This is a genomic window from Aeromicrobium sp. S22, assembly GCF_009661045.1.
In the GTDB taxonomy this organism is placed as follows: Bacteria; Actinomycetota; Actinomycetes; order Propionibacteriales; family Nocardioidaceae; genus Aeromicrobium; species Aeromicrobium yanjiei.
The window spans coordinates 1,432,361-1,444,766 of record NZ_WJWV01000001.1; the positions used below are offsets into that span (position 1 = coordinate 1,432,361).

Genomic DNA, 12,406 nt, shown 5'->3' on the forward strand with positions numbered 1-12,406 from the left:
AGCCGCGCCGGTTCGGTAAGGTGGTGCGGACACTGAACGCGGTGTCCACAACAGAAGACGGAGGACCATCCATGACGGACAGTCTGGAGACCCTCGTCGAGACCACCGTGTCGTCGCTCGGCCTCGATCTCGAGGCAGTGGAGCTGACGCCGGCCGGCAGGAAGCGCGTCCTCCGCATCGCGGTGGACCGGGACGGCGGTGTGGGCATCGACCACATCACCGACGCCACGCGCGCCCTCTCGGAGGTCCTCGACGCCAGCGACGTGATGGGCGACGAGCCCTACACGCTCGAGGTGACATCACGCGGCGTCGACCGCCCGCTCACGTTGCCGCGCCACTGGCGTCGCAACGCGGGGCGCCTGGTCCGCCTGCGTCTCGCGGACGACACCTCGGTCGACGGTCGCATCGGCGCGTCCGACGACGAGGGCGTCGAGATCGTGGGCAGGACCACGACCCGCTACCTGTACGACCAGATCACCTCAGCGCTCGTGCAGATCGAGCTCAACCCGAAGGACGCCTGATGGACATCGACATGGCCGCTCTGCGCTCTCTCGAGCAGGAGAAGCAGATCCCGTTCGAGGCGATCTGCGAGGCGATCGAGACGGCGCTGCTCTCGGCGTACCACAAGACCGGCGCCGCCCACCCGCACGCGCGGGTCGAGCTCAACCGCAAGAACGGGCACGTGACGGTCTGGGCGAAGGAGCGGCTGGAGACGCCGCCGGCGCCCGAGCCCGCCGAGGGGGAGGAGCCGGTCCGCCCGGAGGTCAGGTTCTCCGCGGAGTTCGACGACACCCCCGAGGACTTCGGCCGGTTCGCCGCCACGATCGCCCGCCAGCTCATCATGCAGCGCATCCGCGACGCCGAGGACGAGTCGAAGTTCGGCGAGTTCTCCGGCAAGGTCGGCGACATCGTCTCGGGCGTGATCCAGCAGGGTCGCAACCCCCAGGACGTGATGCTCGACCTCGGCCGCGTCGAGGCGATCCTGACCGCCACCGAGCGGGTGCCCGAGGAGAAGTACGCGCACGGCGAGCGCCTCAAGGCGTACGTCTACGACGTCGAGAAGGGCCTGCGGGGTCCGCGGGTCAAGGTCTCACGCACCCACCCCAACCTGGTCAAGCTGCTGTTCGCGCTGGAGGCCCCCGAGATCGCCGACGGCTCGGTCGAGATCGTCGCGATCGCTCGCGAAGCGGGTCACCGCACCAAGATCGCGGTACGCGCCACTGCGCCCGGCATCAACGCCAAGGGCGCGTGCATCGGCCCCATGGGCTCGCGGGTGCGCAACGTGATGCACGAGCTGCACGGCGAGAAGATCGACATCGTCGACTACAGCGACGACCCGGCGGAGTTCATCGGACACGCCCTGTCGCCGTCCCAGGTCAAGAGCGTGACGATCGTGGACGCCGCGACACGCTCGGCGCGGGTGGTCGTCCCGGACTTCCAGCTCTCGCTCGCGATCGGCAAGGAGGGCCAGAACGCCCGTCTTGCCGCCAAGCTCACGGGGTGGCGCATCGACATCCGCTCGGACACCGAGGCGCCCACGCAGGCGGGCTCGTGACCGATGGCGCAAGCGCTTCGCGAAACGGGTAGACTGGCCATGGTCGTCCGGACGTGCATCGGTTGCAGGCAACGTGCGGACAAGACCACTCTGGTGCGAGTCGTCGCAGTGCAGGAGTCCACGGCAGTCGTCGTGACACCGGATCTGCGCGGAACGCTTCCGGGGAGAGGGGCGCACCTGCACCCCACGACCCGGTGCCTGGAGCTCGCGACACGTCGCAAGGCGTTCGGCCGGGCCCTTCGAGCAGAAGGGCCGCTGGACCTCAGCGCAGTGACCGATGTCGTCGCGGAACAATGAAACATCAGCTCGACCACCCGGGCGTCGCACCCGCGACGATTCCCATGACACGAAATCGGAGCCCGCTCATGACCACACAGATCGGCACCAGCCGATGAGTACTGCGCGATGAGTACTGCGCAATGAGCACGTTCGTCAACTAGTGGTCTGATCCTCCTTCGGGGTCGGACCCCCCTGAAGGAGAAAAGTGGCTGTCAGAGTCCACGAGCTCGCCAAAGAGTTCGGCGTCGAGAGCAAGGTCGTCCTCAACACCCTGAAAGACATGGGTGAGTATGTGAAGTCGGCCTCCTCGACCGTAGAAGCACCCGTCGTCCGGCGCCTCAACGAGGAGCACGGCGAGGCCCTGCGTGCGCAGGGCGCGAAGAAGTCCGGTGGCAAGGCCCCCGCCAAGAAGGCCGAGGCGGCTCCTGCCCCCGCGGCTGCACCGACCGAGGCGGCTGCGCCTGCGCCTGCGGCTCCGGCCGCACCCGCTGCCCCCGCGGCACCGGCATCCGCTCCGGCTGCACCTGCAGCCCCGGCGCGTACGCCCGGCCCGGTCCCCGGACCCCGCAAGGCTCCCGAGCCGGCACCCGTCGCGAAGCAGGCCCCGGCTGCACCCGCAGCCCCGGCCGCGCCCGCGGCTGCTGCCACCCCGGCGCCCGAGGCACCCACACGCACCCCGGGCCCCACGCCCGGACCGCGTCCGTCCGCCGGTGGCGCTCGCCCCGGCAATAACCCGTTCTCGTCCACGCAGGGCATGCAGCGCAACACCCCGCGTCCCCCCGCTGCCCGTGAGGGTGGCGGCGGCGCCGCTCCGGCTGCCGGTGGTGGCGGCGGCATGCCGCGCCCCAACCCGGCCATGATGCCGCGCCAGTCGGGCCTCCCGGGCCCGTCTGCCGGTCGTGGCGCTCCCGGACGCCCCGGCGCTCCGGGCCGTGGTGGCCCCGGTGGGGCACCCGGTCGTGGCGCACCCGGTGGCGGCGGCGGTTTCGCCGGTCGTCCCGGTGGTGGCGGCGGTGCACCCGGTCGTCCCGGTGGCGGTGGCTTCAGCGGCCCGCCCCGTACGGGCGGTCCTGCCGGTCGCAACACCCGCGGCGGCACCCAGGGCGCCTTCGGTCGCGCCGGTGGTCCGGTGCGTCGTGGACGCAAGAGCAAGCGCGCGAAGCGTCAGGAATTCGACCAGATGCAGGCGCCCGCGATCGGCGGCGTCCGCGTCCGCAAGGGCAATGGCGAGACCGTTCGTCTGACCCGTGGCTCCTCGCTGGCCGACTTCGCCGACAAGATCGGTGCCGACTCGGCATCGCTCGTCGAGGTGCTGTTCCACCTGGGCGAGATCGTCACGGCGACCCAGTCGGCCAACGACGAGACGTTGCTGCTCCTCGGTGAGGAGCTCAACTACAACGTCGAGGTCATCTCGCCCGAGGACGAGGACCGCGAGCTGCTCGAGTCGTTCGACATCGAGTTCGGCGAGGACGAGGGTGCCGAGGAAGATCTCGCGCCGCGTCCGCCGGTCGTCACCGTCATGGGTCACGTCGACCACGGCAAGACCAAGCTCCTCGACGCGCTGCGCAGCAGCAACGTCGTGGACAAGGAGGCCGGTGGCATCACGCAGACCATCGGTGCCTACCAGGTCGCGACCGACGTCGACGGCACCGAGCGTCGCATCACCCTGATCGACACCCCCGGTCACGAGGCGTTCACCGCCATGCGTGCCCGTGGTGCCCAGGCGACCGACATCGCGATCCTCGTGGTCGCGGCGGACGACGGCGTGATGCCGCAGACGGTCGAGGCGCTCAACCACGCCAAGGCCGCCGGCGTCCCGATCGTGGTCGCGGTCAACAAGATCGACAAGCCCGACGCCGATCCGACCAAGGCTCGTGGCCAGCTGACCGAGTACGGACTCGTGCCCGAGGAGTACGGCGGCGACACGATGTTCGTCGACGTCTCGGCCAAGGCCGGCACGGGTCTGGACGCGCTGCTCGAGGCGGTCATCCTGACCGCTGACGCATCGCTGGACCTGCGCGCCAACCCCAAGCAGAACGCCGAGGGCCTGGTCATCGAGGCGCACCTGGACCGCGGTCGCGGTCCGGTCGCCACGGTGCTCGTCCACCGCGGAACGCTCAAGGTGGGCGACTCGATCGTCGCCGGCCCCGCGTTCGGTCGTGTCCGCGCGATGCTCGACGAGTTCGGCAACAACATCGAGGAGGCGACCCCGTCGCGGCCGGCACTCGTGCTCGGTCTGACGGCCGTCCCCGGTGCAGGCGACAACTTCATGGTCGTCGCCGACGACCGCCTGGCCCGTCAGATCGCCGAGAAGCGCGAGGCGCGTGAGCGCAACGCACTGCTCGCGCAGCGCACGGGCCGCCGGACCCTCGAGGACTTCATGTCCTCGATGGAGAAGGGCGAGACCGACGAGCTGCTGCTCATCCTGAAGGGCGACGGATCGGGCTCTGTCGAGGCGCTCGAGGACGCACTGGCCAAGATCGACGTCGGCGACGAGGTCGCCCTCCGCGTCATCGACCGCGGCGTCGGTGCGATCACCGAGACCAACGTCATGCTGGCTGCGGCGTCCAACGCCGTGATCATCGGCTTCAACGTCCGCCCCCAGGGCAAGGCGACGGAGCTGGCCGACCGCGAGGGTGTCGAGATCAAGTACTACTCGATCATCTACAACGCGATCGAGGAGATCGAGGCGTCGCTCAAGGGTCTGCTCAAGCCGGAGTTCGAGGAGGCGCAGCTCGGTACCGCCGAGATCCGCGACATCTTCCGCTCCAGCAAGATCGGCAACATCGCCGGTTGCATGGTCACCAGCGGCACGATCAAGCGCAACGCCAAGGCACGCCTGCTCCGCGACGGCACCGTCGTGGCGGACAACCTGGACTTCTCGAGCCTGCGGCGCGAGAAGGACGACGTGTCCGAGGTCCGCGAAGGCTTCGAGTGCGGTCTCGTGCTCAGGGGCTTCAACGACATCAAGGTCGGCGACGTCATCGAGACGTTCGAGATGCGCGAGAAGCCTCGCGCTTGAGTCACCACCGGGACGTCACCTGCGTACCAGCCCTCAGGGCTCGTACGCAGGTGACGTCCCACTGATTTGGGGAGATGGAACAACATGGCGGGACCGCGCAACGCGAAGGTCGGCGACCGCATCAAGGTCGTCGTGGCCCAGATGCTCGAGCGCCGGGTCAAGGACCCGCGACTGGGCTTCGTGACGATCACGGACGTCCGCATGACCGGCGACGGCCAGCAGGCCTCGGTGTTCTACACCGTCATGGGTGACGAGGCGCAGCGCGCCGACACCGCCGCGGCACTCAAGAGCGCCACGGGGCTCATCCGCTCCGAGGTCGGCAAGCAGCTCGGCACCCGCATCACCCCCTCGGTCACGTTCTACCTCGACGCCGTCCCCGAGACGGCCAAGGAGATCGAGGACCTGCTGGCCAAGGTCAAGGCCTCCGACGAGGAGGTCGCCTCGCGCTCCGCGGGCGCGCAGTACGCGGGTGACGCCGATCCCTACAAGAAGCCGGTCGCCGACGAGGACGACGAGGACGACGACGCGTGAGCGACCAGCAGTCGGGGCTCGTCATCGTCGACAAGCCCTCGGGCTGGACGTCGCACGACGTCGTGGGGCGGATGCGCCGCCTGGCCGGCACCAAGAAGGTCGGCCACGCCGGCACGCTCGACCCGATGGCGACCGGCGTGCTCGTGCTGGGCATCAACCGCGCGACGCGACTGCTCGGCCACCTGACGATGGCCGACAAGGAGTACGTCGGGACGGTCCGGCTGGGCCAGTCGACCGTCACCGACGACGCGGAGGGCGAGGTCACCGCCTCGGCCTCGGCCGCGCACCTCGAGGAGGACGCGATCCGGGCGATCCTGCCCGCGTACACCGGGCGCATCATGCAGGTGCCGTCCTCGGTCTCGGCGATCAAGGTCGACGGCGTGCGGTCGTACGCCAAGGTGCGCTCGGGCGAGGAGGTCGCGCTCAAGGCGCGACCCGTGGAGGTCTCGACGTTCGAGATCGACGCGGTGCGTCACGAGGGTGACCTCGTGGACGTCGACATCCGCGTCGTGTGCTCCAGCGGCACCTACATCCGCGCGCTGGCCCGCGATCTCGGGGCCGATCTCGGCGTCGGCGGTCACCTGACGATGCTGCGTCGCACGCGGGTCGGTGGATTCGGCCTGTCGCTTGCCCGCACGCTGGAGCAGCTGGAGTCCGAGCTGATCGTGATCGGGCTCGACGACGTCGCGCGGACGAGCTTCGCGTCGTACGACCTCGGGGAGCGCGAGGCGAGCGACGTGCGCTTCGGCCGCGCGCTGACCGGCATCCAGCTGGGAGCGCCCGGGCCCGTCGCGGTGTTCGATCCGGCGGGGGAGTTCCTGGCGTTGTACGAGCAGCGTGGAGGCGTCGCCAAGCCGGTGGCCGTGTTCGTCTGATCGGTAAGGTCCTCCCATGAGCCTCAGCCGCAACACGCGCCGCCTGGTCGGCCAGGGTCTGCTCTCGGTGTTCGTCGCACAGCTCACCGCGGTGGCGACGCTCATGGGCGCCGACCGGCTCAGACGGCTGCTGCGCGGACGCAAGGTCCCGGACCTCCCGCCGGCCGAGCCGGTCTCCCACCCGATCAGCGACGGCAGCGTCGCGACGACGTACACGTACGGCGAGGTACTCTTCGACGACATGCTGGCCGCGATCGAGGGCGCCAAGCACCGGATCCTCCTCGAGACGTACATCATCAAGGGCGACGCGGTCGGTCAACGCTTCAAGCAGGCGCTGATCGACGCGGCCTACCGTGGCGTCGACGTCTACGTCATCTACGACCAGTTCGCCAACCTGGTGGTCAAGCGCAGCTTCCTGACGTTCCCGTCCGCGGTCAACGTGCTGGTCTACCCGGTCATCTCGTCGTGGAAGTTCCTCAGCCCGCGGCACCTCGGCCGGGACCACCGCAAGATCCTCGTCGTCGACGACCACGTGGCGTATGTGGGCGGCTACAACATCGGCTCGGCGTACGCGACGGAGTGGCGCGACACGCACCTGCGGATCGAGGGCCCGGCGGTGTGGGACCTCGACAACGCATTCGTCGACTTCTGGAACACGCATCCCCGCCGGGACACCCCGATGCTCGACCAGATGCCGTCCGCGGGCTGGCGGCCGGCGATCCGGGCGCACCGCAACGTGCCGCGGCAGCTGATGTACCCGATCCGGGGCATGTACCTCGAGGCGATCGACCGGGCGCACGAGAGCATCGACATCACCGCGGCGTACTTCATCCCCGACCGTGACATCCTCTCGGCGCTGCTGGACGCCCGCCGGCGCGGCGTGCGGGTGCGGATCATCGTGCCCAAGATCTCCAACCACGTCGTGACCGACTGGCTCTCGCGGGGGTTCTACGGGCGCCTGCTGCGCGCCGGGGTCGAGATCCACCGCTACGGCGACCACATGGTGCACGCCAAGACGGCGACGATCGACGGTGAGTGGACCACGATCGGCACGGCCAACATCGACCGCCTCAGCCTGCTGGGCAACTACGAGATCAACCTCGAGATCCTCGACCCGGGCCTGGCCCGGGGCATGCAGCAGGTGTTCGCGGACGACTGCGCCAGGTGTGAGCAGCTGACGCTCGAGGAGTGGATGGCCCGCCCGGCCCTGGCGCGCATCTACGAGGCGATCCTGCGCCCTCTGGGTCCGCTGCTCTGACCTCCCGGCGCCGGATGAGAGTCCTCTCACGTGGGGCTCACGTCCGGCTCATGCGTGACCGACAGTCTCGACTCATCAGCACACCTGACCGAGGAGAGAACATGGACAAGTACGTACGCACCGGCATCATGGCCGTGGCCGGGACGGTCGCCTTCGGCGCCGTGGGATTCGCGGTCGCGAGCGCCCAGGCCGAGCCGGCCGGCTCCACCGCGTCCAAGGACGTCGTGCTCAAGCGTGAGGACACGTCGAGCTCGTGGGTGCAGTCGGTCCAGCTCGACGACGACCCCGATGACAACGATGACGACCGGGTCGCTCGCTCGGGGGACTCACCGACCAGCAACACGGTCAACACGTCGCCGACGAAGAACACCAAGAACACGACGCCGACGAAGAACACCAAGAACACCAAGAACACGTCGAAGACGGTCAACACGGCGCCGACCAAGAACACGGCGCCGACCAAGAACACGGCGCCGACCAAGAACACGGCGCCGACCAAGAACACGGCGCCGACCAAGAACACGGCGCCGACCAAGAACACGGCGCCGACCAAGAACACGACGCTCACCGGCACGCGCGACGGGCGCGCCGCCTGATGAGCGACACCTGGGGCCTGGCCGGGGGCGACGCGATCGCCCCCGGCCTCACGGCCGTCCGCCCGGTCGGCGGCGGCGACGTCTACGAGGCCTGGCTGGCCTTCGACGACCGGCTGTACGCGCCGGTGGTCGTCAAGATCGTGCGCCCGGGCCACGTCGAGCGCGACGCGTCCCGGGCCGGGCTCGTGCGGGAGGTGGAGATGCTCTCGCGCCTCAGCCACCCCGGGATCGCCCGGCTGTTCTCCTACGACGACGAGGGGCCACGGCCGTACCTCGTGCTGGAGAACGTGGACGGCCCCGACCTGTCCACGCTGATCGCGACACACGGCTACCTGCCGCTGCACCAGCTCCTCCCGCTCGGGCTCGAGCTGTGCTCGGCGCTGCACTACCTGCGCCAGCAGGACGTCTGCCACCTCGATCTCAAGCCCAGCAACGTGATCATGGGCGCCCCGGCCAGGCTGATCGACTTCAGCGTCGCGATGGACGCCAAGCAGGCCGCCGACCTCACGGACCCGGTCGGGAGCGACGAGTACATGGCCCCCGAGCAGTGCCGGCCGGGAGAACTCGGGACGGTCGGCCACGCGAGCGACATGTGGGCGTTCGGGGCGACGATGTTCCGCGCCGCGGCGGGCTTCCGGGCGTACGACCGCGAGCGCCGGTGGGCACAGCTCGACCAGGCCCCCTTCGACCTGCCACACGTCGTGCCGCCGGCCGTCGCGGACCTGATCCTGGACTGCCTGGCGCCGCGGGCGGAGGATCGTCCTGAGCCGCACGAGGTGGCCGAGCGTCTGGAGCCGTTGCTCGCGAACCTCCCGCGGGCCCACCTCTCGGGGTTCAGGATCAAGCTCTGAGGGATCAGCTGACGCGGTAGCCGAGGCCGCGGACCGTGGTGATCAGCGAGGCGCCGAGCTTCTTGCGCAGATAGCCGACATAGACGTCGACGACGTTGGACCCGGGGTCGAAGTCGTAGCCCCACACCTGGGACAGCAGCTGCTCCCGCGACAGGACGAGGCCGCGGTTGCGGATCAGCACCTCCGCGAGGGTCAGCTCGCGCGCCGACAGCTCGACCTCCCGCCGGCCGACGTACGCCCTGCGGTGCCTCAGGTCGAGCCGGACGTCCCCGACCGTGAGGTCCTGCTCGGGGGCGGCCTCGCCGGGGGGACGGAGCCGCAGCCGTACCCGGGCGAGCAGCTCACCGAACTTGAACGGCTTGGACATGTAGTCCGCCGCCCCGCCCTCGAGCGCGGCGACCGTGTCGGTGACCGAGTCGCGTGCGGTCAGGACGATCACCGGCAGGCTCGGGCGCTCCGCCGTCACCCGCTCCAGGACCCGGAAGCCGTCCATCCCGGGCAGCCCGATGTCCAGCACCATGAGATCGAACTCGCCGGTCAGGGCGTAGTCGAGACCCGTGACGCCGTCCCGGACGACAGAGGTCGTGAACCCCTCGGCCTTGAGCCCCTTGGCGACGAACGAGGAGATCCGGTCCTCGTCCTCCACGATCAGGATCCGGTTCATGTCGCAGCCTCCATGGGTAGTCGGATGCGGAACGTGGCGCCCGCATCGGTGGGGTCCAGCACGACGTCGCCGCCGTGGGCCTCGGCGATCGCGCTGACGATCGAGAGGCCGAGACCGAAGCCTTCATGGGCGTCCTCGCCCTGCGCGAAGCGCCGGAAGATCGTGGGGGCCAGTACGGGGTCCACCCCCGGGCCCGTGTCACGGACCCACAGCTCGAGGCGGCCCTCGTGGAGCCTGGAGCCGATGCCGATCTCGTCGCCCTCCTGGGTGTGACGGGCGGCGTTCTCGGACAGCTGGAGCAACGCCTGGGTGATCCGCTGACCGTCGAGCCGGGCGTTGACGCGCGCGACGCCGTCGAGGACCCACGAGCGGTCCGCGAGCGCCCGCGCGCGGTCGACCGCACCGAGGGTCAGCGCCTCCACGTCGACGGCGCGGGTCCGGACGAAGTCGGGACGGCGTGCCTTGGCCAGCATCAGCAGGTCGTCGACGAGGCGCGACATGCGATCGATCTCGTCCAGGAGCAGGGTGCGGGTCGCGGCGACGTCCTCGGTGTCGTCGACGTCCAGCACCTCCAGGTGGCCACGCAGCACGGTCAACGGGGTGCGCAGCTCGTGCCCGGCGTCGTCGAGCAGCTGTCGCTGCGCCGCGAACGCGGCCTCGAGCCGGTCGAGCATCGCGTTGAACGTCCGCTGCAGGTCCGACAGGTCGTCGTGACCCGTGACCTCGATCCGCCCGCCGAGGTCACCGTCGCTGATGCCCTGGGCGGTCTCGCGCAGCCGCCGCACGGGGCTCAGCAGGCGTCCGGCGCTCCACGACGCGACACCTGCGACGAGGATGACCGACAGTGCGGCCAGCAGGGCGTACGTGACCAGCAGCTCGCGCAGGTACGCCCGGCTCGCCGACACGTCGTGGGCGACCACGAACGCCGAGGTCGAGGAGCCGACCCTGACGGGCTGCACCGCGACCCGGTACGTGTGGCCGTCGATGCGCAGCGTCCGCGTGCCGCCGGTCGTGCTGAGCCGTCGGACCAGCGCGGGGAACTCGGCGGAGCGCTGCAGCCGGGCGTCGTACTCGCCCTGATAGCTCGGCCGTCCCTGCGCGGGGAACGCGAACAGCTGCTCGTCGGGATCGGGGAGATTGCGCTCGAGGAAGACCTCGAGGAGCCGCTCGGCGGACGCGAACGGCCTGCCGGTGTCCGGATCGGGCTCGGAGCGCAGCGCCCGGAACTCACCGAGCTCCTGGCTGATGCCGGACTCGATGGCCCGGTCGATGCGCCGCGACTCCAGCACGTACAGGGTCGCGCCGACCGCCACGAGCGCAAGAGTCGTCAGCAGGGCGACCGTGGCGGTGAGCCGCTGCCGCACCGTGAGGCGCGACCACGAGGGAGGTGCCATCGAGGGTCAGTCGTCCTCGTCGTGGTCGCGGCCCCGGTGGTCATCGTTGTCGTCGTCGTAGTCCCGAGGCTCGGGGTAGGACTTGTCGTAGTCGTCGTCATCGTCGTCGTCCACGTCGTCCGGCGACACGGTGCTGGGTGGCACGGTGCTCGGCGCGGGCGTGGTGCGCGAGGGCACCGGGGTGGAGGGCGTCGCCGCCGGCGTGGGCGCGATCTCGATGGGGGAGGTGTCCTGCGGCGCGGGGTCGGCGCCGGCCGACACGCGCGCGCCGATCACGACCAGGAGGGCGACGGCGACGACCGCGAGGACCGCAGCAGGGGCCCGCCTCGTCCAGTTCATGGGCTCCACCCTGCCCGATGTGGGCAAGGGGGTCGATGAGCCCAGCATGAGAGTGTTCTTAGGTCCGGCTCGCCGCGGGCGCCCGCGGCGACGTGTGGCACAGTTTTCCCCGTGACGATCTGGCGAGACTTCCCCGGGGCATCGACGGCTCCGCGGACCGATCCGGCAGCCGTGACGGTGGGCAACTTCGACGGCGTGCACCGCGGTCACCAGCACGTCATCGCCCGCACCCGTGAGCTCGCCGGCAGCCTGCCGGTCATCGCGATCACCTTCGAGCCGCACCCGCTCGCCGTCGTCGCACCGGACCGCGCGCCCAAGCGCCTCACGACGATGCGCCGCCGGGTCGAGCTGCTGCACGCGGCCGGCGTCGACGAGGTCCGCATCCTCGACTTCACCCGCGAGATGGCGGCCTGGAGCCCGCAGGAGTTCGTCGACCGGGTCCTGCTCGACCAGCTGCGCACCCACCTGGTCGCGGTGGGCGACAACTTCCGCTTCGGCCGCCGCGCCAGCGGCGACACGACCTTCCTGCGCGAGGCGGGGGAGCGGGCCGGCTTCGTGGTCGACGGGCTCGGGCTCGACGGCGGTGCCGAACCGTTCTCGTCCACGCTGGTGCGTCGCTACATCGCCGAAGGCCGTCTGCGCGACGCGGCCGAGGTGCTCGGACGTCCGCACGAGATCTCCGGCGTCGTCCGCAAGGGCGATCAGCGCGGTCGCGAGCTCGGCTACCCGACGGCCAACGTGCCGGTCGACGAGGCGTACGCGGTGCCGCCGGACGGGGTGTACGCGGGCTGGGTCGTGCGCGACCACGGCGAGCGGCTCCCGGCAGCGATCTCGGTCGGCACCAATCCGACGTTCGACGGGGTCGAGCGGCGCGTCGAGTCGCACGTCCTGGACCGCACCGACCTCGACCTGTACGGCGAGGAGATCCGGGTCGAGCTCGTGGACCGCCTGCGGGGGATGGTCCGCTACGACGGCATCGAGCCGCTCATCGCCCAGATGGCCGACGACGTCGTGCGTACACGCGACGCACTCGGCATCTAGC

13 protein-coding genes are annotated in these 12,406 nt (G+C 70.3%); 10 read left to right on the forward strand and 3 right to left on the reverse strand.

Annotated features, from left to right (window positions below):
* Positions 1 to 71 precede the first annotated feature (71 nt).
* The 9 genes from rimP to GEV27_RS07095 all read left to right on the forward strand — a co-directional run bounded on the left by rimP (position 72) and on the right by GEV27_RS07095 (position 8,967).
* Positions 72 to 521 (forward strand): ribosome maturation factor RimP, encoded by a 450-nt coding sequence (rimP, locus tag GEV27_RS07055; RefSeq protein ID WP_153653205.1) that lies wholly within the window; start codon positions 72 to 74, stop codon positions 519 to 521.
* Positions 521 to 1,555, forward strand: coding sequence for a transcription termination factor NusA (gene nusA, locus GEV27_RS07060; protein WP_153653204.1), 1,035 nt, complete (start codon positions 521 to 523; stop codon positions 1,553 to 1,555). The genes rimP and nusA overlap by 1 nt, the downstream gene beginning before the upstream one ends.
* A gap of 39 nt (positions 1,556 to 1,594) precedes the next feature.
* The gene (locus tag GEV27_RS07065) at positions 1,595 to 1,852 is read left to right on the forward strand and encodes a YlxR family protein (protein WP_153933762.1); all 258 of its coding nucleotides are present in this window, start codon (positions 1,595 to 1,597) and stop codon (positions 1,850 to 1,852) included.
* Between the two features lie 187 nt (positions 1,853 to 2,039).
* Complete coding sequence (gene infB / locus GEV27_RS07070) at positions 2,040 to 4,856, forward strand: translation initiation factor IF-2 (protein WP_309222086.1); 2,817 nt, start codon at positions 2,040 to 2,042, stop codon at positions 4,854 to 4,856.
* 84 nt (positions 4,857 to 4,940) lie between these two features.
* Entirely contained in the window at positions 4,941 to 5,387 is a 447-nt protein-coding gene (gene rbfA / locus GEV27_RS07075) for a 30S ribosome-binding factor RbfA (RefSeq protein WP_153653202.1), read from the forward strand.
* The gene (gene truB / locus GEV27_RS07080; RefSeq protein WP_153653201.1) at positions 5,384 to 6,262 is read left to right on the forward strand and encodes a tRNA pseudouridine(55) synthase TruB; all 879 of its coding nucleotides are present in this window, start codon (positions 5,384 to 5,386) and stop codon (positions 6,260 to 6,262) included. The genes rbfA and truB overlap by 4 nt, the downstream gene beginning before the upstream one ends.
* Positions 6,263 to 6,278: 16 nt before the next feature.
* Positions 6,279 to 7,520, forward strand: a complete 1,242-nt coding sequence (locus tag GEV27_RS07085) for a phosphatidylserine/phosphatidylglycerophosphate/cardiolipin synthase family protein (protein ID WP_153910533.1) — start codon at positions 6,279 to 6,281, stop codon at positions 7,518 to 7,520.
* A gap of 101 nt (positions 7,521 to 7,621) precedes the next feature.
* Positions 7,622 to 8,116, forward strand: a complete 495-nt coding sequence (locus GEV27_RS07090; protein WP_153933763.1) for a hypothetical protein — start codon at positions 7,622 to 7,624, stop codon at positions 8,114 to 8,116.
* Positions 8,116 to 8,967: a serine/threonine-protein kinase gene (locus GEV27_RS07095; protein ID WP_153933764.1), complete on the forward strand. Its 852-nt coding sequence runs from the start codon at positions 8,116 to 8,118 to the stop codon at positions 8,965 to 8,967. Before GEV27_RS07090 ends, GEV27_RS07095 begins: the two co-directional genes overlap by 1 nt.
* A gap of 4 nt (positions 8,968 to 8,971) precedes the next feature.
* Here GEV27_RS07095 and GEV27_RS07100 read toward each other — a convergent pair whose 3' ends face one another.
* The 3 genes from GEV27_RS07100 to GEV27_RS07110 are packed head-to-tail and all read right to left on the reverse strand — an operon-like array spanning position 8,972 to position 11,364.
* Positions 8,972 to 9,631, reverse strand: a complete 660-nt coding sequence (locus tag GEV27_RS07100; RefSeq protein WP_153910542.1) for a response regulator transcription factor — start codon at positions 9,629 to 9,631, stop codon at positions 8,972 to 8,974.
* Positions 9,628 to 11,025, reverse strand: a complete 1,398-nt coding sequence (locus tag GEV27_RS07105) for a cell wall metabolism sensor histidine kinase WalK (protein ID WP_153933765.1) — start codon at positions 11,023 to 11,025, stop codon at positions 9,628 to 9,630. Before GEV27_RS07105 ends, GEV27_RS07100 begins: the two co-directional genes overlap by 4 nt.
* Before the next feature lie 6 nt (positions 11,026 to 11,031).
* On the reverse strand, positions 11,032 to 11,364 hold the full coding sequence (locus GEV27_RS07110; RefSeq protein WP_153933766.1) for a hypothetical protein: 333 nt from the start codon (positions 11,362 to 11,364) through the stop codon (positions 11,032 to 11,034).
* Positions 11,365 to 11,475: 111 nt separating this feature from the next.
* On the opposite strand from GEV27_RS07110, the gene GEV27_RS07115 reads away from it, so the two are divergent.
* On the forward strand, positions 11,476 to 12,405 hold the full coding sequence (locus GEV27_RS07115; protein WP_309222087.1) for a bifunctional riboflavin kinase/FAD synthetase: 930 nt from the start codon (positions 11,476 to 11,478) through the stop codon (positions 12,403 to 12,405).
* The last annotated feature ends 1 nt before the right edge of the window (position 12,406 follow it).

Excerpts from the sequence above, each read along its gene's own strand:
- GEV27_RS07090 (WP_153933763.1), top strand. The coding sequence starts at position 7,622 with ATGGACAAGTACGTACGCACCGGCATCATGGCCGTGGCCGGGACGGTC.
- GEV27_RS07110 (WP_153933766.1), bottom strand. The coding sequence starts at position 11,364 with ATGAACTGGACGAGGCGGGCCCCTGCTGCGGTCCTCGCGGTCGTCGCC.
- GEV27_RS07085 (WP_153910533.1), top strand. The coding sequence starts at position 6,279 with ATGAGCCTCAGCCGCAACACGCGCCGCCTGGTCGGCCAGGGTCTGCTC.
- rimP (WP_153653205.1), top strand. The coding sequence starts at position 72 with ATGACGGACAGTCTGGAGACCCTCGTCGAGACCACCGTGTCGTCGCTC.
- GEV27_RS07095 (WP_153933764.1), top strand. The coding sequence starts at position 8,116 with ATGAGCGACACCTGGGGCCTGGCCGGGGGCGACGCGATCGCCCCCGGC.
- GEV27_RS07100 (WP_153910542.1), bottom strand. The coding sequence starts at position 9,631 with ATGAACCGGATCCTGATCGTGGAGGACGAGGACCGGATCTCCTCGTTC.
- rbfA (WP_153653202.1), top strand. The coding sequence starts at position 4,941 with ATGGCGGGACCGCGCAACGCGAAGGTCGGCGACCGCATCAAGGTCGTC.
- nusA (WP_153653204.1), top strand. The coding sequence starts at position 521 with ATGGACATCGACATGGCCGCTCTGCGCTCTCTCGAGCAGGAGAAGCAG.
- GEV27_RS07065 (WP_153933762.1), top strand. The coding sequence starts at position 1,595 with ATGGTCGTCCGGACGTGCATCGGTTGCAGGCAACGTGCGGACAAGACC.
- GEV27_RS07105 (WP_153933765.1), bottom strand. The coding sequence starts at position 11,025 with ATGGCACCTCCCTCGTGGTCGCGCCTCACGGTGCGGCAGCGGCTCACC.